This window comes from Cupriavidus sp. 05L310 (genome assembly GCF_056398185.1).
Genome location: NZ_JBFTOX010000045.1, coordinates 11094 through 29705 on the forward strand (window position 1 = coordinate 11094; position 18612 = coordinate 29705).

Annotated in this window: 12 protein-coding genes; 4 read left to right on the forward strand and 8 right to left on the reverse strand. The window is 70.5% G+C overall.

Annotated features, from left to right (window positions below):
- Positions 1-2: 2 nt before the first annotated feature.
- The 3 genes from AC1DS6_RS28460 to AC1DS6_RS28470 are packed head-to-tail and all read right to left on the reverse strand — an operon-like array spanning position 3 to position 4050.
- Positions 3-2267, reverse strand: a complete 2265-nt coding sequence (locus tag AC1DS6_RS28460) for a xanthine dehydrogenase family protein molybdopterin-binding subunit (protein WP_441636002.1) — start codon at positions 2265-2267, stop codon at positions 3-5.
- Entirely contained in the window at positions 2264-2773 is a 510-nt protein-coding gene (locus AC1DS6_RS28465; RefSeq protein ID WP_441636004.1) for a (2Fe-2S)-binding protein, read from the reverse strand. Before AC1DS6_RS28465 ends, AC1DS6_RS28460 begins: the two co-directional genes overlap by 4 nt.
- Positions 2770-4050 (reverse strand): c-type cytochrome, encoded by a 1281-nt coding sequence (locus AC1DS6_RS28470; RefSeq protein ID WP_441636006.1) that lies wholly within the window; start codon positions 4048-4050, stop codon positions 2770-2772. Before AC1DS6_RS28470 ends, AC1DS6_RS28465 begins: the two co-directional genes overlap by 4 nt.
- Positions 4051-4475: 425 nt before the next feature.
- Here AC1DS6_RS28470 and AC1DS6_RS28475 point away from each other — a divergent pair, with 425 nt between their 5' ends.
- The 3 genes from AC1DS6_RS28475 to AC1DS6_RS28485 all read left to right on the forward strand — a co-directional run bounded on the left by AC1DS6_RS28475 (position 4476) and on the right by AC1DS6_RS28485 (position 8748).
- Positions 4476-5390 (forward strand): helix-turn-helix domain-containing protein, encoded by a 915-nt coding sequence (locus AC1DS6_RS28475; RefSeq protein WP_441636008.1) that lies wholly within the window; start codon positions 4476-4478, stop codon positions 5388-5390.
- Between the two features lie 207 nt (positions 5391-5597).
- Positions 5598-6905 carry an MFS transporter gene (locus AC1DS6_RS28480; RefSeq protein WP_477103638.1) on the forward strand — a complete coding sequence of 436 codons (1308 nt, stop codon included), beginning with the start codon at positions 5598-5600 and terminating at the stop codon, positions 6903-6905.
- A 256-nt stretch (positions 6906-7161) separates the two neighbouring features.
- Entirely contained in the window at positions 7162-8748 is a 1587-nt protein-coding gene (locus tag AC1DS6_RS28485; RefSeq protein ID WP_441630375.1) for an MFS transporter, read from the forward strand.
- Positions 8749-8755: 7 nt separating this feature from the next.
- On the opposite strand, the gene AC1DS6_RS28490 is transcribed toward AC1DS6_RS28485, so the two are convergent.
- Both AC1DS6_RS28490 and AC1DS6_RS28495 read right to left on the reverse strand, forming a co-directional pair.
- Positions 8756-9958, reverse strand: coding sequence for an MFS transporter (locus AC1DS6_RS28490; RefSeq protein ID WP_441630377.1), 1203 nt, complete (start codon positions 9956-9958; stop codon positions 8756-8758).
- A 2-nt stretch (positions 9959-9960) separates the two neighbouring features.
- On the reverse strand, positions 9961-10359 hold the full coding sequence (locus tag AC1DS6_RS28495) for a response regulator transcription factor (RefSeq protein WP_441630379.1): 399 nt from the start codon (positions 10357-10359) through the stop codon (positions 9961-9963).
- 281 nt (positions 10360-10640) lie between these two features.
- On the opposite strand from AC1DS6_RS28495, the gene AC1DS6_RS28500 reads away from it, so the two are divergent.
- Positions 10641-15806 carry a trifunctional serine/threonine-protein kinase/ATP-binding protein/sensor histidine kinase gene (locus AC1DS6_RS28500; protein WP_477103639.1) on the forward strand — a complete coding sequence of 1722 codons (5166 nt, stop codon included), beginning with the start codon at positions 10641-10643 and terminating at the stop codon, positions 15804-15806.
- A gap of 14 nt (positions 15807-15820) precedes the next feature.
- Here AC1DS6_RS28500 and AC1DS6_RS28505 read toward each other — a convergent pair whose 3' ends face one another.
- The 3 genes from AC1DS6_RS28505 to AC1DS6_RS28515 form a co-directional block, all read right to left on the reverse strand.
- Positions 15821-16117: a XapX domain-containing protein gene (locus AC1DS6_RS28505; protein ID WP_441630383.1), complete on the reverse strand. Its 297-nt coding sequence runs from the start codon at positions 16115-16117 to the stop codon at positions 15821-15823.
- An 85-nt stretch (positions 16118-16202) separates the two neighbouring features.
- Entirely contained in the window at positions 16203-16643 is a 441-nt protein-coding gene (locus tag AC1DS6_RS28510) for a DoxX family protein (RefSeq protein WP_441630385.1), read from the reverse strand.
- A gap of 16 nt (positions 16644-16659) precedes the next feature.
- Positions 16660-18525, reverse strand: a complete 1866-nt coding sequence (locus tag AC1DS6_RS28515; protein WP_477103640.1) for an amidohydrolase — start codon at positions 18523-18525, stop codon at positions 16660-16662.
- Positions 18526-18612 lie beyond the last annotated feature (87 nt).

Sequence of the window (18612 nt, forward strand, 5' to 3'; positions counted from 1 at the left end):
CGCTACGGCGCGATTTCGCTGCGCAGCCGCTCGCCGCCCAGCGGCATGTCGCGCAGGCGCTTGCCGGTGGCATCGAACACGGCATTGCCGAGGGCGCCCGCGGTGGGCCCCATCGCCGCTTCGGCCACGCCCAGGAACGGCGTGCCGGGGCGGTCGATCAGGTGCACGTTGATGGTGGTGGGCACGGCGGAAAAGCGCATGATCGGGTAAGTGCTCCAGTCGAAGCTGCCGATGCCGCCGGTGTCGAAGCGCAGCCGCTCGTACAGCGTCCAGCTCGCGGACTGCAGGATGCCGCCCTCGATCTGGTTGCGCACGCCATCCGGATTGACGATCTGCCCGCAATCGACGGCCACCTCGGCATGCTCGAGACGCACCAGGCCGGTGTCGCGCACCACCGAAATCTCCAGCGCGATCGCCACGTAGCCCATCAGGTTCTTGTACCTGGCGAACGCGAAGCCGACGCCGCGGCCGGGCTTGCGGCCGCGCCCGGGCCAGCCGAACCTGGCCGCGGCGAGCTGGATCACGTCGCGCGCGCGCTGGTCTTTCATATGCCGCAGCCGGAACGCCACGGGGTCGGTGCTGGCCGCAGCGGCCAGCTCGTCCATGAAGCTCTCGATCGAGAAGACGTTCATGTGCGCGCCCAGCGAGCGCATCGCCGAGGTGCGCAGCGGCATGGTCGGCGAGAAGTGATTGACGATGTGCGAGGCCGGTAGCTGGTAGAGCGGAATCGCGTTGCGGTCGCCGCCGCCCTCGGGCTGCAGCATCGGGACCGAGGGCGCGGGAACGAAGGGTCTGGCCAGCTGGGTGGCGGGCAGCAGCTGGCCCGCGTTGACCACGCGCTCGTTATGCGAGCTGCTCCACAGCGCATAGTCCCAGCCGGCGATATGGCCGCCGGCATCGAGCGAGGCCTTGACCTCGGTGACCATGGCTGGCGTGTAGTGGTCCCACAGATTCTCCTGGTCGCGCATCCATTGCACGCGCACCGGCTGTGCGGGCAGGGCGCGGGCCAGGTAGGCGGCGTGCGCCGCGGCGTCGTCGGCGCCGTTGTGCCCGTAGCAGCCCGAGCCTTCCATGTGGATACAGCGCAGCTTGTCCTTGGGTATCGACAGCATCTCGGCCAGGCCGTCGCGCAGCGGGTAGACGCCCTGGGAGTGGGTCCATACGGTGAGCACGCCGTCCTGCATCTGCGCGACGGCGCACGAGGGGCCGATCGATCCGTGCATCAGGTAGTGCTTGGAATAGGTGGCGGCCAGCGTCCTGGCGCCTGCCGGCACTGCGCCTCGCGTGTTGGCGATCTCGATGTGCTGCGTGGAGATCTGCCTGAGCTGCGCGTTCACGTCGGCGGGGCGGGGCAGGGGGCGCCCCTTGCTCCAGCGGCAGGCGGCGCCGAGCGCTCGCTGCGCGAGCACCGCCTGCCATTCGCCCCTGGCCACCACGGCGAGCAGGTTGCCGTCGCGCACGACGGCGATCACGCCGGGCATGGACTTGACCGCGGCCTCGTCGACCGACAGCAGGGCGGCGTCATAGGCAGGCGGCAGCACCACGCGCGCATGCACCATGCCCGGCATGGCCAGGTCCTGGACATAGCCCGGCTTGCCGGTGACCTTGCCGGGAATGTCCAGCCGGGGCATCGACGTGCCGATCACGGAGAACGACTTCGGGTCGCGCAGCGGCGAGGCGGGTGTTGCCGCGCGGTGCAGGTTTACCGCTGGCAACAGTTCGCCGAACGACAGCGAGCGCCCGTCGCGAGCCGTGATGCGCGCATTGCCGACCGACAGCGACGCCGCATCGACACGCAGCTGCCGCGCGGCCGCGTCTGTCAGCAGCCCGCGCACCTGGGCCGCGGCGTTGAGCAGGGCGCTGCCGCTGTCGGCCATGGTGTGGCTGCCGGCGGTCAGCCCTTCGTCCGGCGAACGGCCGGTATCGGCGGTCAGGAAGGTGATCAGCGCGGGCACCATCTGCAGTTCCTCGGCCGCTACCTGGAGCAGCGCGGTGCGCACACCGGTGCCCAGCTCGACCTTGCCGGTGTACACCGTGACCTGGTTGTCGGGTGCGATCCTGATCCAGGCGTCGAGATAGGGGTTGGTCTTCAGGCTCCCCGCCAGCGCCTGGTATTGCCGCGCGACCTGCACGGCCGCGCCCTCGTCGGCCAGCACGGTCTGCGCCATGGCCTTGCGGCCCGGCAGCAGCGTGAAGCCCACCACCAGCGAGCCCGAGACCAGGAAGGCGCGGCGGCCCGGGTCGACGTCGCCGTCATCGCCGCTCATTGCGCACCCTTTTGGTTGCCCTCGGCCTTGACCCCGCCCGGGCGCACGGCGCCGGGCGTGCCGGCCACGGCGCGGATGGCCGCCAGGATGCGCATATGGGTGCCGCACCGGCACAGGTTGGGTTCCATGTGCGCCCGCAACTCGGCCTCGGTGGGATGCGCGTTGGCCTCCAGCAGGGCCTGCGCGCGCATGATCATGCCGGCGATGCAGTAGCCGCACTGCGCCGCCTGGTGGTCGATGAACGCCTTCTGCAAGGGGCCCGGCCGGTCGGCGGTGCCCAGGCTCTCGATGGTGCGCACCGGCCGGCTGCCGATCGATGCCACTGGCATCAGGCACGAAAACACGGGACGGTCGCCGACGATGACGGTGCAGGCACCGCACTGGCCCAGGCCGCAGCCGAACTTGGCGCCGTGCAGGTGCAGTTCGTCACGCAGTGCGTAGAGCAGAGGCGTGGACGGATCGATGTCCAACTGGTGGCTGGCGCCGTTGACGGTGAGCTTGATCATCTCGCTTCGTCCCCTTTCCTGAGGTTCGCTATGGTGTCCTGCACGCCGGTCCACGGCGGCTGCCGGGAGTAGGTGGCGCGCAGGTAGGCCGCCAGGTCGGCAAGCTGCCGGTCGTCGAAGGCCTGCGCGAACGCAGGCATGTAGTGCATGGCGTCCTCGCCGTTCCACGACACGCCCTGCAGCATCATCTGGATGGCGTTGCGCGGCGCGCTTGCGTTGACCGCGGAACTGGTGAGGAGGCTGGGGCGCCCGCCCACGCTTTGCATCGGCGAACCCGGGCCGTGGCAGGCGGCGCATGCCCCGGTGAACAGCGTCGCGCCGCGCGCGATGGCGGACTGGTCAGGCGCGGCCGCCGACACCGGCACCACGGCTGGCGCGGGCGCCGGATTCTGCAGCGACATCAGATAGGTCGCGATGGCATCGACGTCCGCCTCCGGCACGGTGGCCAGTTCGAGTGTGACCGGTAGCATCGGGCCGGCTGCCGCGCCATGCGCGCGGGAGATGCCGGTGCGCAGGTAGGTGGCGAGCTGCACCTTGGTCCAGGGCACTGGCCCGTTGACAAGGTGGTTCAGCGGCGGCGCTTCCCAGTTGTCCACCACGCCGCCGTCGAAGGCGAGGCCCCCTTTTTCCCCGCCGATCGCATTGAGCGGCGAGTGGCAGGCGGCGCAGTGGCCAAGTCCGTCCACCAGCAGGCGGCCGCGGTTCCAGGCTTCGTCTTGCGCGGGATCGCGCTGCGCTTCGCCCGGCCGCAGGAACAGCACGTTCCAGAAGGCAACCAGGGGCCGGAAGTTGAGCGGGAAGATCAGCGCATTGGCGGGTGGCTTGGCGGTCACGGGCTCGCGCCGCATCAGGTAGGCATAAGCTGCCTCGATGTCGCGGTCCGACATCCTGGTGAAGTGGATGTATGGGAACGCCGGGTAGAGCTGGTGGCCGTCGCGCGCGATGCCGTGCCGCATGGCGCGCGCGAAGGCGTCCAGCGACCAGTTGCCGATGCCGGTTTCCACGTCGGGCGTGATGTTGGTGGCGTAGATCGTGCCGAACGGCGTGACCAGCGGCAGGCCGCCGGCAAAGGGCTGGCCGCCCTTGGCCGTATGGCACACCGCGCAGTCGCCGAGCGCGACCACGCGGGCGCCCTCCAGCGTCAGCGCCCGGTCGAAGGAAGAGGGCGCCGGCGCGGGGATCGGCGCGATGGCCGGCTCCCACATGATGCAGGCCGCGGCCACCAGGGCAGCCGCCGCTGCCCCTGCCGCGGCGAGAATGACAGGCCGGCGTTTCATGCTTGCCCTGCCGGGAAGAGACGCCATTTCATTACGGTAGTCCTGGTGTCGATGGAGGCCCGTGGCACGCATCCCATGCATCGGGACCTTTGGCAGCCGGCGGGAAGGCACTGTGCTCGGGTTGCATGGTAGGAGCCGTGTTGACCGCCAACAATCAGCGAGTGGTCTGTGGCGCCCAGACCAAAGTATGAGAGGGCTGCGCGAGCAGTCAGGCCAGCGTTGCCTGATTGCACGGGGCCGTACGCCCCTGCAGGTGCCTGGCAGGCACCTGGGAAATCCGTGTGAGGAACGGACTGCGCATCACCGCATGCCGCCATGCAAGTATTCACGTGTATGCAGGAGGGCTCTGCTATTCTTGGCGCGCCCTCAGCTGCCGCGGGCGGCAAGGCGATTGCCAGCTTGCAGGTTGATTCACCCAAAACACTATGTCCGCAAACGCAGGCGCCCCCACTCCACTCGCCGCCTCCGCGACCGACGCATTCGGTTGCGCAGCGGCCGCGCTGCGCAACGATCAGACGCTCGCCGGCAGCGAGATGCAGTTCCATCGCAAGACCTCGGCCAGCGGCAATGCCAGCCAGGTGTCCACCCCGGCATCGGATCGCGGGTTCCTGGTGGGGATTTCACTGTGCACGGGACATCGCCGCCGGATATTCCATGCACATCGCGCGACCACCCATGACTTCGAGAACGGCTCCATCTACATACGGAATTTCGACGAGGACTACAAGGCCGATTTCTATGGCCAATTCGATTTCATCCTGCTGGATATTTCCCGTGCCTTCATCGAACGCACCGGCGGGGAACTAGGCCGTTCGCGCGTCCGGGGGCTGCGCGGCGCGGCGGGTGAGCGGGACGAGGTGCTGGCGCGTCTGGCGCAGGCGGCGGTGCCGGTGCTCAGCCAACCCCAGAACGCCAGCAGGCTGTTCGTCGACCAGCTGGGATTCGCCATCGGCACCTATCTCGTCGAGCACTATGGCAATGCCAGGGTCGCCACGCCCAAGACCAACCGCTTGCTGTCGCAACGCAGCTTGGCGATGGCCAAGGAGATGCTGGCCGCGCAGATCGACGGCGACCTGTCCATCGCGGACATCGCGGATGCCTGCAGGCTGTCGCGCAGCCATTTCACCCGCGCCTTCCGCGATACCACCGGGCAGGCCCCCTATCAATGGCTGATGGCGCTGCGTCTGGAGCGCGCCCGCACACTGCTGCGCGACACGGCACTGCCATTGGCGCAGGTGGCCACCGCCTGCGGCTTCTCCGACCAGAGCCATTTCACCCACGCGTTCTCGCGGGTGCTCGGCGTTTCGCCCGGCAACTGGCGCCGCAGGGTTGGCTGCTGAGGGCGTTCAGCGTCTGGCCGGGCCGCCCCGCAACGCACCGGCCGTGCAAACGGAACAAAAGCAGCACGCGCGCAAAAGCGCGGCCGGCTCGCCTTGCGTACCGTGCGTGCAACACCGCCCCCTTGGCGGCCGCGCCTGCGGGGCCGCTTGCCAGCCCTGACCGCAGAAACGCCCTTCGACACTGCTTCCAAACCGAGGTTGAACATCATGCCCTCCACACGCGCACTGGCGGTCACCGCCGCCGAGCCGTCCACGCCTGCCGACCCCGGCACACAGGCGCCCGTCACCGAAGCGTCCGCGCCCGCCGCCACATCTGCCACGCCCGGCGCAGCCAGCGACAAACTGCCTGGGCATCTCGTGCTGCTATTGGCCGCCGGTGCCGGGCTGTCGGTGGCATCGCTTTACTACAGCCAGCCGATGCTGGGTGTGCTGGGCGCCGACATCGGCGCCTCCGACAGCGCCGTCGGCATGGTGCCCACGCTGACGCAACTGGGTTATGCGCTGGGCATTCTGCTGCTGGCGCCGCTGGGCGACCGCTACGACCGGCGCCGCATCATCCTGATCAAGGCGGCGATACTGGCCGCGGCGCTGCTGGCCGGCGCGGCCTCGTCGGGCATCGGCCTGCTGCTGGCGTCGAGCGCGGCCATCGGTATCGCGGCGACCATGGCGCAGGACATCGTGCCGGCCGCCGCCACGCTGGCGCCGGAGTCGCATCGTGGCAAGGTGGTGGGCACCGTCATGACCGGGCTGCTGCTGGGCATCCTGCTGTCTCGCGTGGTCAGCGGCTTTGTGGCCGAGCATTTCGGCTGGCGTGCGATGTTCGCCGGCGCGGCCGCCAGCATCGCGCTGATCGGGCTGGCCGCATGGCGCGGGCTGCCGCACTTCCATGCCACCACGCGTCTGGCCTACCGCGAGCTGCTGGGTTCGTTGTTCAAACTGTGGCGCAGCCATGCCGCGCTGCGCCGCGCCATGCTGGCGCAGGGCCTGCTGTCGGTCGGCTTCAGTGCGTTCTGGTCGACGCTGGCCATCATGCTGCACGGCGAGCCCTTTCACCTGGGCAGCGCCAGCGCCGGGGCCTTCGGCCTGGCGGGCGCCGCCGGCGCGCTGGCAGCGCCGCTGGCCGGCCGCATCGCCGACCGGCGCGGCCCCGAGCTGGTCACGCGCCTGGGCGCCGCGCTGACCACGCTATCCTTCGCCGCCATGCTGCTGTCGCCGTGGCTGGCGCCGCATGTGCGGCTGTGGCTGATCGTGGCCAGTGCGGTGGGCTTCGACCTGGGCGTGCAGGTTGCGCTGGTGGCGCACCAGACCATCATCTACGGCATCGAGCCGGGCGCGCGCAGCCGCCTCAACGCGGTGCTGTTCGTCGGCATGTTCGCCGGCATGGCGGCGGGCGCGGCGTTGGGCAGCCTGATGCTGTCGCGCTGGGGCTGGAGCGGGGTGGCGGCGCTGGCCACCGCGAGCGCGGCCGGCGGGCTGCTGGTGCGGCTGTGGCCCGGCGCGCGGCTGGCCAGGTGAGGCGGCGCGCGCGCCACGGACAGGATCATTCGGTGATGGGGCTGCAGGGCAACCGAGGGTTGGATCAGTCCGGTGCCCGATCATAGGTGGTGCCCGCGCTGGACGCCACTGTCCGATGGTATGAGTAGACGGGCCGTGACGGTGTTCGCACAATGCGGCCATCGACCGGTGGCATCGCCGCCGGCCGCGCCAGCGAGTGCTTCCGGCCGTCGGCCACATGACGGGGCAGCGGCCCCGGAAACTTAGCCACCTACCCATGACCGAATCCCAAGCCGGCGCCGCCGGTTCTCCATGGAGCCCGCTGCGGCACCGCACATTCCGCATGTTGTGGATTGCCACCGTGGCGTCCAACGTGGGCACCTGGATGAATGACGTCGGTGCCAGCTGGCTGATGACGTCGCTCGACCCGGACCCGCTGATGGTGGCCCTGGTGCAGGCCGCGGGCAGCCTGCCGATGTTCCTGTTCGCGCTGCCTTCCGGGGTGCTTGCCGACATTGTGGACCGGCGCCGCTACCTGATCTTCGCGCAACTGTGGACGCTGGCCGTGGCGCTGGTGCTGGGCGGGCTGGCGCTCGCCGGCCTGGTCAACGCCCATATCCTGCTGCTTGCCGCGTTCCTGCTGAGTACCGGAGCGGCGATGAGCTCGCCCCCGTTCCAGGCCATCGTGCCAGAGCTGGTGGCCAAGGCCGACCTGCCGCCGGCGATCGCCCTGAACTCGCTGGGCATCAATATCAGCCGTGCCATCGGGCCCGCGCTGGGCGGCCTGATCCTGTCGTTCGCCGGGCCTGCGGCGGTGTTCCTGCTCAATGCGCTGTCGGTGTCGGGCGTGGTGCTGGTGTTGGTGCGCTGGAAATCGGAGCCTGCCCGGCGCAATTTGCCGCCGGAGCATTTTTTCTCGGCGGTGCGCGCGGGGCTGCGCTACGTGGAGGCCGCGCCACTGCTGCGGATCGTGCTGGTGCGGGCGGTGGCGTTCTTCCTGTTCGGCAGCGCCGGTTGGGCGCTGCTGCCGCTGGTGGCACGGCGGGAGCTGGGCCTGGGCCCGGGCGGCTACGGCTTGCTGCTGACCAGCATCGGCCTGGGTGCGGTCGGCGGCGCGCTGTTGCTGCCCAGGCTGCAACGCCGCATCCCGGCCGACCGCCTGATGGTGCTGGCCAGCCTGCTGTTCGCGCTGAGCCTGCTGGCGCTGGCCTATGTGCGCCACTTCTGGCTGCTGGCGGCGGCGCTGCTGTTCGCCGGGCTGGCATGGATCGCGGTGCTGTCCACGCTCAACGTGGCTGCCCAGCGCAGCGCGGCGGGCTGGGTCAAGGCGCGCGCGCTGGCGGCCTACCTGACCGTCTTCTTCGGCGCCATGACCGCCGGCAGCGCCCTGTGGGGAAAGACGGCCGGGCTGCTCGGCATTCCCTCTGCGCTGGTGATCGCAGCCGCGGGTCTGGCCCTGGCCAGTGCCACGGCGCTGCGCTGGCGCCTGGGCGTGTCGCCGGAACTGGACCTGGCGCCGTCGGGCTACCTGCATCCCGGGACGCTGGACGTCTCGCACGACCGGGGGCCGGTGATGATCTGCGTGGAGTACGACGTGGCACCGGATCAGGCCGCGGAGTTTGCCAAGGCCGTGCAGGAGATGCGTCGCATCCGCCGCCGCGGCGGCGCGTTGTCCTGGGGCGTCTACGAGGACCTGGCCGCGCCCGGCCGCTTCATCGAAACCTTCCTGGTGGAGTCGTGGCTGGAGCATCTGCGCCAGCACGAGCGCCACACCATGAACGACAAGGCGATCCAGACCCGCGTGCAGGGTTTCCACCGTGGCGCCACGCCGCCCGGCGCGCGGCACCTGGCTGCGCCGGGCTGAAGCCAGGTCAGGGCAGGGCGGCTTCCGGGCGCCGCCGCAGTAGCCGGGATATCTCGAGCACCAGCAGCAGCACCAGGACCGCGCCGATGCCGAACAGCGCCGGGATGCCAGCCGTGTCCACCAGCCGCGCGGCGAGCAGCACGCCCAGGCCCTGGCCCGCGAACAGGCAGAACGCGAACAGGGCGACGGCGTTGGCCCGCTGCGTGGGGGCCATCTGCGTGGCGATGGTCTGCATGGCGTTCAGCACGATGTAGTAGCCGCAACCGCCGGCCAGGCAGCCGGCGGCGATCCACAGCCAGTGCTGCCCGAGCGCGACGCAGGCCATGCCCGCGCTCAGCAGCACGGCCGACAGGCACGCCAGGCGCCAGCGTCCCAGCCGGCGGATCAGCGCCGGCGCGAGGCCTGCATACAGCAGCCCGCCGATGCCGTGCATGGCCGTGATGGCACCGGCCGCTGCCAGCGACAAGCCGAAGTGGAACTTCAGATGGGTCGCCACGAAGGCGAACACGCTTGGGCACACGAAGCCCAGCAGCAGCGTCATGCAGAGCACCCGGCGCACCCAGGCGGACTGGAGCAGGGCGGCGGCCCTGGGCCGCAGGTCGGGGCTGGCCTGCCGCCAGCGGGCCGGCGTTTCGTCGTGGCGGGCCGCCCTGGCCACCACGGCGGCCGCGACGGCAAAGCCCGCCGCCAGCAGCACGAAGGCGGCGCGCCAGCCCAGCGTGTCGGCGATCAGGCCGGACAGCCACTGGCCCGTCATCAACCCGCAGATGGTGGCCACCGAGTAGCGCGCGAGCAGGCCCTGGCGCGAGGCCAGCGGCTCGGTATCGCCCAGGCGCGCCAGGCAGATCGGCACCACCCCGGCCGCCGCCGCGCCGGCCATGGCGCGCAGCACCACCAGCCACGGGAAGCTCGGCGCCAGCGACTGGCTGAGATTGGCCGCCGCGCAGGCCAGCAGCGCGAACGCGATCACACGCAGCTTGCCGTGACGCTCGGCCAGCGGCCCGTAGATCAGCTGGAAGGCGGCATAGGCCAGCATGAAGCTGGTCACCGCCACCCCGGTCATGCCGGCGGAAATGCCGAAGTCGCGCGACAGCGCCGGCAGCAGCGTGTCGGCGGCGCGGATCGAAGCGGCGGCAAAGAAACCGGCCAGGCCCAGGGCCAGCCGCTCGTGGCGCATGCCGTGCGCCAGGGTCAACGCGCTGCCGGACATCGTCAGCGCCTTTCCTGCGGCGTCCTGGCCGCGCCGCGCGCGAGGGCATTCTCGATGCATTGGATGATCTCGGGGTCCATGAAGGGTTTGCTGAGACAACAGATGGCGCCGATCGCCTCCGCGCGTTGCCGGTAGCTTTCCTCGGAGAACGCCGTCATGAAGACGACGGGGATGGACAGCCCACGCATGCGCAGGGCCTCGCATAGCGCGAAGCCGTTCATCGCGGGCATCTGCACGTCGGTGACCAGGCACGAGACGGCATCGAGGGCGTGGGACTGCAGCAACTCGTTCCCGCTTGCGTAGAGTTCGACAACCATGTCGAAGGAGCGGAGCAGGCTTCCCAGGGCTTGCCGGACAGAAGCATCGTCGTCGACGATGGCGATCACCGGGGTGGCTGTCACACGGTGTTCCTCGGTTGTCATGAGCGATGACGAAGCTGGCGAACGACTCCCATCGATTGTCTCGAGGATAACGCGCCGGCGCGTTCCGTGGAATCATACGGTGGTATTGTGCGGATCCGGCCGGCGCACTGGCCGCCGCGGCTAATACCAAGGTATGGGATGGCCGCCTCTGTCGACGCCTTCCTGCGCGGCGGAGAAGCCGGGCCCGCGCGGTATACTTCCATGCGCCGTTTAGCCTGCGCCAGACCGCTCCCAGCTTCGATGATGCCTTTCAAGGTTCGATGAATCCGTTGCGCCACTATCAGTTCGAGTATCTGCTGGACGGCGAAATCGCCTTGCTGCGCGGGACCGCCGCCGGATGTGCGTCCGTGCTGGTCACGCTGGCGGGTTCGGCCGCCAATGCGGGCGCGGTGCAACGGCGCCTGGAGCACGAGTACGCCTTGCAGCACCTGCTACGGCCCGAGTGGGCAGCGGTGCCGGTTGCCCTGACCCGCTACGATGGCCGGCCGGCCCTGGTGGCCGCGGACCAGGGCGGCTTGCCGCTGGCACTGTCGCTGGGCGAGCCGTTGGCAACGGACGCCTTCCTCGACATCGCCATCGCGGTGGCCGAGGCGATGGCGGCCATGCACGACGCGGGCGTGGTCCACCTGGACATCAAGCCCGCCCACCTGCTGGTCGCGCCGGACCGGCAGCGCGCCTGGATCGCGGGCTTCGGCATTGCCGCCGTGGCCTCGCCCGGCGCCGCGCACCCGGCGGCATCCCGGATGCTGGCGGGAACCCTCGCGTATCTGGCGCCGGAACAGGCCGGCCGCGGCGAGTCCGCGATCGACGCGCGCGCGGATCTCTACGCGCTGGGCGTGACCTTCTACCAGATGCTGACCGGCGCGCTGCCGCTGGAGGCCAGCGAACCGGTCGCCTGGGTGCACAGCCATCTCGCGCGCCAGCCGGTGGTGCCCACCGAACGCAATGCCGGCATACCGGGGGTGCTTTCGGCCATGGTGATGCGCCTGCTGGCCAAAGCCCCCGAGGAGCGCTACCCAAGCGCTGCCGCGCTGGCGGCCGAACTGCGGCGTTGTCTCTATACGTGGCAGGCCCGGGGCAGCCTGGATGCGCTGCCGGATGGCGTTCCCGCGGACCTGGCCGGCTTTGCCTCGCCGACCTGGCTCTACGGCCGCGCGCATGCGCTGGACGAACTGCGCCGGCTGTATCGCGAGGCCACCGAGCAGGGCGGACCAGCGCCCGCGGCCTCCTATGTGCTGGTCACCGGCTGCGCCGGCAGCGGCAAATCCGCGCTGGCCGAGGCCTTCGGCAGATCGCTGGAGGCCGAAGGCGGCGTGGTGGCGCGCGCGAAGGCGCAGCAGCACCAGCGGGGTACGCCGCTGGCAGCCGTGGCGGAGATCTGCGCCGATCTCGCCAGGCAGGCCGGTGCCTCGCCCGGCGCGCGGCAGCAGGGCTGGGCCGCGGCGATGGCCGCGGCGATTGGCGACGACGGGGAGATGTTCGTCGCGCTGGCGCCGGCCTTCGCGGCCTGGCTGCCGCCTCGCCCGCGCGCCGGCGAGGCAGGCACTGGCCAGGCAAAGACACGTTTCCTGCAGGCATTCTGCCGCCTGCTCGGCGTGTTCGGATCGGTGGCGCCGCCGCTGGTCCTGGTGCTCGACGACCTGCAATGGACCGACCGCGAATCGCTGGAGGTGTTCGGCGCGCTGCGCCGGGCACCGCTGCAGCAGCCCCTGCTGGTGATCGGCACCTGCCGCACGGATGCCGTCGAGGGCGGCGCGCCCGGCGAGTGGCTTGCGGCGCTGCGCCAGCAAGGCGCACTGCGCGGCGAGATGGCGATGACGCCGCTGGACGCGCCGGCGCTGACCGCGCTGGTGGCCGACACCTTGCGCTGCGGCGGCGATCGCGCGCAGGCCATCGCCCAGCTGGTCCATCGGAAGACGGGCGGCAATCCGCTGTTCTTCCTGCAGTACCTGCGCGCGCTCCACCGCTCGGACCTGCTGCGCGCGGACGCGGCCCCTGAAACCCCGGACGCCGAGATGGACGTGCTGGGCCTGCTCACCGAGGCGTTGCAGCGCCTGCCGCGCGAAACGCGGGCGCTGCTGACGGCGCTGTCTTGCCTGGGCAGCGCGGTCTCCTCGGCCACCGCGGCCCAGGCGTGGGACGCCAGCGAGGCCGGCATCGCCAGCCTGATGTCGCATGCCGTGGCCGCGGGCCTTGTGGTGCCCGTCGACGACGGCTATCACTTCACCCACGACCGGGTCCAGGAGGCGGCCTATGGCGCGATCCCCGCACCCGATCGCGCCGCCCTGCACCTGAGGCTCGCGCGCCGGCTGGCGCAGCGGCTGGACCGCGATGCCAGCAGCACCCTGTTCGAGGCGGTCGACCAGTTCAACCTGGCGGCCGGTGTCATCGCCGACGCCGGCGAGCGCATCGAGGCGGCCGCGCTGAACCAGGACGCCGGCCACCGCGCGATGAAGACCACGGCCTATGGCGCCGCCAGCGCCTACTTCGCGGCCGGCGAGCGGCTGCTCCCCGACGGCGCCTGGGAGACGCACCACGCCCTGGCGCTGGCCCTGGCGATGGGGCGCGCGGAGTGCGAGTTCGTCGGCGGCCGGCTGGCCGCCGCCGCGGCCACCTTGCAGGACCTGGGCGCGCGGGCGCGCACGCCGTCCGAGCTGGCGGCCATCACGCGGCTGCGGGTCGCCGTGCACACCGCGCTCGACCAGTCCGACCAGGCCGTCCAGGTGGGGCTGGCCTTCATCCACACGATGGGCCTGGACTTCCAGCCCCAGGCACAGGGGCAGGTGGAGCGGGAATACCGGCGCTTCCTCCTGCTGCTGGGCGGCAGGCCAGTCGAGGCGCTGGCCAGCCTGCCGCGCATGCACGATCCGGCCTGGCGCGCCACGCTGAGCGTGCTGACCGAGGTGATGTCGCCCGCCTCCTTTATGGACCGCAACCTGCGCGACCTGATTCCGATCTGGATAGCCATCATCAGCCTGGAACACGGCAACGACGAGGCCTCCTGCATCGGCTACGTGCACCTTGGCATGACGCTCGGGCCGCGCCTGGGCGACTACGGACTGGGCTACCGCCTGGGCAAGGTCGGGCTGGCGCTGGTGGCGCAGGAGGGCATGGGCCGCTTCCGCGCCAAGGTCCACATGTGCTTCGGCGCGCTGCTGTTGCCTTGGACCCAGCCAGTGCGCGGCGGGCGGGAACTGATCGAGCGCAGTTTCGATGAGGGCCGGCAGAGCGGCGATTTCAACTTCGCCGCCTACAGCCGCAACCAGTTGGTGACCCATCTGCTGGCTTGCGGCGAACCGCTGGCCGGCGTGGAGGCGAAGATCGAGATGGGCCTTGCCTTCGCCCGCACCCTGGGACTGGGGCGCGTGGTCGATATACTGGACGCGCAGGCCAGGTATGTGGCGGTGCTGCGGGGCAGGGTGCCGGGCTGGGCGGTGCCGGAAGCCGGCGCGCCGGGCCCGCATGACATCGAGGCGCGGCTGCAGGCCGATCCGCGCCTTGCGGTGGCCGCCTGCTGCTACTGGATCCGCAAGCTGCAGGCCTGCTTTGCCGTGGATGACTGCCGCGGCGCGCTGGAGGCGGCAGGCAAGGCCGAGCCGATGCTGTGGGCCGCGCCTTACTTCCTTGAGATCGCGGACTACCACTTCTTCGCGGCGCTGTCGCTGGCGTGGCTGCCGCGCGCGGCCGGCCGGCACCCGGGCAAGGAAGGCGGCGCGGACTTGGCCGCGTTCGATCGTCATCGGCGCCAGATGAGCGCGTGGGCGCTGGAGAATCCCGCCAACTTCGGCGCGCGCGCTGGCATCCTGGAGGCCGAGGCTGCTCGCCTGGCGCGCGATCCGCTACAGGCCATGCGGCACTACGAGCGGGCCGCCCGGCTGGCGCGGGACCAGGATCTGCTGCATGACGAAGCCCTGGCCTACGAACTGTGCGCGCGCTGCTGTTTCGAGCAGGATCTGACGGCGCCGGCCATGGCTTACCTGCGCAGGGCCAGCGATGCCTACGGCCGCTGGGGCGCCGAGGGGCAGGTGGACAAGCTCGAGGCGTGCGCGCGCGCGTTCGACGCCTCGGGCATGGGCACGGTGTGCGCTACGCCGGACCGCCCCCACGCCGCCGCCGCCCAGCCCGCCACCTACATCGGGCCGGCCGCGCAGCTGGACCTGGACACCGCCATCAAGGCCACGCAGGTGCTGGCCGGCGAGATGCAGCTCGACCGCCTGATCGAGGCGCTGCTGACCACCACGCTGCAGCAGGCCGCCGCGCAGCGCGCGCTGCTGTTCCTGTGGCAGGACGGCGCGCTGCGGCTGGCCGCGCAGGCGCGCACCGAGCGGGCGGGCATCGCGGTCTATCTCAATCCGGCCGGGGCTGCCTATCCCCGCACCGTCGTCGACGCGGCGCTCGCCACGCGCTCGGACTTCGTGCTTGACAACGCCAAGTCGCATGCCAGGTTCGGCCAGGACCCGGACGTGCAACTGCGCAGCGTGCGCTCGGTGGCCTGCCTGGCGCTGGTCAAGCAGGGCGAACAGGTGGGGCTGCTCTATCTGGAGAACAACCTGGCCGACGCGCTGTTTACCGGACGCCGGATCAACCTGCTGTCCCTGCTGGCTTCGCAGGCCGCCATCTCGCTGGAAAATGCGCGGCTGTATGCCGAACTGCTGCGGCAGAACCAGGAACGCCAGCGGGTGCAGGCCGAGCTGGCGCACGTGTCGCGCGTGACCACGCTGGGCGAGCTGGCGGCGTCGATTGCCCACGAGGTCAACCAGCCGCTGACCGGCATCGTGACCTACGGTGGCGCATGCCTGCGCTGGATCAACCGCCCCGAGCCGGATCTTGGCGAAGCGCGCCATGCGGTGGAGAACATGATCGCCGAGGGGCTGCGGGCCAGCGAGGTGATCCGGCGCATCCGCGCGCTGGCGCGCAAGGACGATTCCCGCCGGCAGCCGTTCCACCTGGGCGAACTGGCGGACGAGACCGTGTTGATGGTCAGGCACCAGGCCGAGTTCCACGGCATCGCCGTTGCCCAGCAATACGCGGCGGGGCTGCCGCAGGTGCTGGGCGACCGCATCCAGCTGCAGCAGGTGATCATCAACCTGCTGGTCAATGCCATCCAGGCCATGTCGTCCCGCGCCCAGGGGCAGCGCGAGCTGCGGATCAGCACCACGCGGCAAGCCGACGGCCAGGCTTTGCTACGCGTCGAGGATACCGGCCCGGGCGTCGAGGCAGGGCAGATCGACAAGCTGTTCGAGGCCTTCTACACCACCCGCAGCGAAGGGCTGGGCATGGGCTTGTCGATCTGCCGCTCGATCGTGGAGGCGCATGGCGGCTGCATCTGGGCCGAGTCTCCGGCGCGGGCCGCGTTGCCGGCGGGGCAGTTTCCCGGGGGCCCGGGCGCGGCGTTCTGCTTTACGCTGCCGGTACCGCAGCCGTAGCAAGAGCAAGCGCCTTAGCGCGACTCCGATGCATTGTCCGGCGCTGGCCGCGTGTCCTCGCGGGCTGCGGTCAATGTCGTCGGCGCGGGCACACCGGTGATCTTGGGTACGCATTCGGAGTGGAACCAGGCGGCGGTAACGGGCGCGCCCGCCAGCATGCGCTTGATCGGCGGCACCACCTGCTCGCCGATCAGCATGCCCAGCAGCCCAATCAGCGCGACCACGGGCGGCGCGGGCGAGCGGACCTGCAGCAGGGCGTAGATGATGCCGACCAGGATGCCGGCGCCTAGCGAAATGAGATAGAGCTTCATCGCGTTTCCAGTATTCAGTGTTCAGTGTGGGTCGCCGGCCTGGCCATGTCGGGCAGCACAGGCAAGTGGAGGCGGCCGTCGCGCTTCATGCCGTGCGCGCGGCGGCGCGCCGGTTCAGGTCCTCCCACGCCACCAGCACGAAGCCGCCGACCAGTCCGATATGCTCGAAGAAGGCGTTGGCCAGCATGAACTGCTCGGCCGGCGGCGCCGCCCAGAAACGGTTGGCGAGGAAGGTGGCCATCAGCGTGAAAACGGCCAGCGCCAGCGCGCCGAGCCAGCGGTAGAAGCCCGACAGGATCATCAGCGACGCCCCCAGCTCCAGCACGATCACCGCGGCAGCCAGCGGCACCGCCGGCGCGAGGCCGAAGTGCTGCATCTCGCCGATGGCGCCGGCGAAGTCCATGGCTTTGACCAGGCCACCCTGCAGGTAGGCGGCGCACAGCGCCAGCAGCGCGAGCCAGCGCAGCCAGGACGGCAGCCGCGTGGCGCTGGCCGCCGGGGTCAATGCGGAAGCGGGGCGGTTCATGTCGGGTCTCCCTGCTTCAGAAGGCCCAGCACGAGCAGCCGAGCGCACCCCAGAAGGTGCTCTCATCCGCGGCCGGCACGCTCGCGGTCCAGGCGCTGGCATGGCCGTGGCCGTGCACGCCGCAGGCGCTGGCGCAGCCGCACGCGGTGTTCAGCGCGAGCGCCTTCGCCTGCGGGCGCGGCTGGTAGCCACCCCCACGGCGCACCGGCGACCAGTCCGGCATCGCGGGCGGCAGCGCCGGCGCGAGCTTGTCGAAGTCGCCGTCGCCGTACACCACCTTGCCGCCCAGCACGGTCATCACCGAGGTGATGTCCTGGATCTCGTCCCCGGGCACGCCGAAGTAGTCGGCGGACAGCACAGCGAGGTCGGCGAGCTGCCCGGCCTTGATCTGGCCCTTCTTGCCCTCCTCGGAGGAGAACCACGTATTGGCCTCGGTCCACAGCCGCAGCGCGGTATCGCGGTCCAGCAGGTTGGCCTGCGGATACATCGACAGCCCGCCCACCGTCTTGCCGGTGGTCAGCCAGTACAGCGAGACCCACGGGTTGTACGAGGCCACGCGCGTGGCATCGGTGCCGGCGCCGACCTTGACGCCGCGCTCCAGCATGCGCTTGATCGGCGGCGTGGCCTCGGCCGCGCGCGCGCCATAGCGCTCGACGAAATACTCGCCCTGGTAGGCCATGCGGTGCTGCACGGCGATGCCGCCGCCCAGCGCGGCGATGCGGTCGATGTTGCGGTCGGTGATCGTCTCGGCGTGGTCGAAGAACCAGTGCAGGCCGTCGAAGGGCACATCCCTGGCCACCTTCTCGTAGACGTCCAGCGCGCGCGAGATGGTCTCGTTGTAGGTCGCATGCAGGCGCCAGGGCCAGCGGTTCTCGGCCAGCAGGCGGATCACCGGTTCGAGGTCGCCTTCCATGGACGGCGGCATGTCGGGCCGCTCGACGCGGAAGTCCTCGAAGTCGGCAGCACTGTAGACCAGCATCTCGCCGGCACCGTTGTGGCGGTACAGGTCGTCGCCCTGGCCCGGCTTGATCTGCCTGGACCAGCCGCTGAAGTCGCTCAGCTCGTCCTTGGGCTTCTGCGTGAACAGGTTGTAGGCCAGGCGCACCGTAAGCTGCCCTTCCTTGTGCAACGCCTCGATGATGTTGTAGTCCTCGGGGTAGTTCTGGTAGCCGCCGCCGGCGTCGATCACCCCGGTCACGCCCAGGCGGTTGACCTCGCGCATGAAATGGCGGGTGGAGTTCTTCTGATACTCGGGCGGCAGCTTGGGGCCCTTGGCCAGCGTGGCGTACAGGATGGTGGCGTTGGGCTTGGCCAGCAGCAGGCCGGTGGGGTTGCCGGCCTTGTCGTGCACGATCTCCCCGCCCGGCGGATTCGGCGTGTCCCTGGTATAGCCCACGGCGCGCAGCGCCGCGCCGTTGAGGATGGCGCGGTCGTAAAGGTGCAGGATGAATACGGGCGTGTCGGGCGCGGCCGCGTTCAGCTCCTCGATGGTCGGCAGGCGCTTCTCGGCGAACTGGTGCTCGGTGAAACCGCCGACCACGCGCACCCATTGCGGCGCGGGCGTGCGCGCCACCTGGTCCTTGAGCATGCGCATGGCGTCGGACAGCGAGCGCACGCCGTCCCAGCGCAGTTCCATGTTGTAGTTCAGGCCGCCGCGGATGATGTGCATATGGCTGTCGATCAGCCCGGGAATGGCGCGGCGTCCTTGCAGATCGACCACCTGCGTGGTGTTGCCGGCCAGTTGCATGATCTCAGCGCGGGTGCCGACGGCGACGAACTTGCCGTCGCTGATGGCGACGGCTTCGGCCTGCGGATTGGCGCGGTCGAGCGTGGCGAACTTGCCGTTGACGAGGATAAGGTCGGGCGTGCTGGATGCGGTCATGGCGAAACTCCGGCTGGCGGCGGGTCAGTGACAGGGGTAAGGGCAAGCCAGGCCGTCCCGGCCCGGCATCGGGGCGCGGGACGGCAT

What these genes read in the sequence shown, in the direction of transcription:
- AC1DS6_RS28460 (WP_441636002.1), bottom strand. Translation starts at nt 2,267, where the DNA reads ATGAGCGGCGATGACGGCGACGTCGACCCGGGCCGCCGCGCCTTCCTG.
- AC1DS6_RS28465 (WP_441636004.1), bottom strand. Translation starts at nt 2,773, where the DNA reads ATGATCAAGCTCACCGTCAACGGCGCCAGCCACCAGTTGGACATCGAT.
- AC1DS6_RS28470 (WP_441636006.1), bottom strand. Translation starts at nt 4,050, where the DNA reads ATGAAACGCCGGCCTGTCATTCTCGCCGCGGCAGGGGCAGCGGCGGCT.
- AC1DS6_RS28475 (WP_441636008.1), top strand. Translation starts at nt 4,476, where the DNA reads ATGTCCGCAAACGCAGGCGCCCCCACTCCACTCGCCGCCTCCGCGACC.
- AC1DS6_RS28480 (WP_477103638.1), top strand. Translation starts at nt 5,598, where the DNA reads ATGCCCTCCACACGCGCACTGGCGGTCACCGCCGCCGAGCCGTCCACG.
- AC1DS6_RS28485 (WP_441630375.1), top strand. Translation starts at nt 7,162, where the DNA reads ATGACCGAATCCCAAGCCGGCGCCGCCGGTTCTCCATGGAGCCCGCTG.
- AC1DS6_RS28490 (WP_441630377.1), bottom strand. Translation starts at nt 9,958, where the DNA reads ATGTCCGGCAGCGCGTTGACCCTGGCGCACGGCATGCGCCACGAGCGG.
- AC1DS6_RS28500 (WP_477103639.1), top strand. Translation starts at nt 10,641, where the DNA reads ATGAATCCGTTGCGCCACTATCAGTTCGAGTATCTGCTGGACGGCGAA.
- AC1DS6_RS28505 (WP_441630383.1), bottom strand. Translation starts at nt 16,117, where the DNA reads ATGAAGCTCTATCTCATTTCGCTAGGCGCCGGCATCCTGGTCGGCATC.
- AC1DS6_RS28510 (WP_441630385.1), bottom strand. Translation starts at nt 16,643, where the DNA reads ATGAACCGCCCCGCTTCCGCATTGACCCCGGCGGCCAGCGCCACGCGG.
- AC1DS6_RS28515 (WP_477103640.1), bottom strand. Translation starts at nt 18,525, where the DNA reads ATGACCGCATCCAGCACGCCCGACCTTATCCTCGTCAACGGCAAGTTC.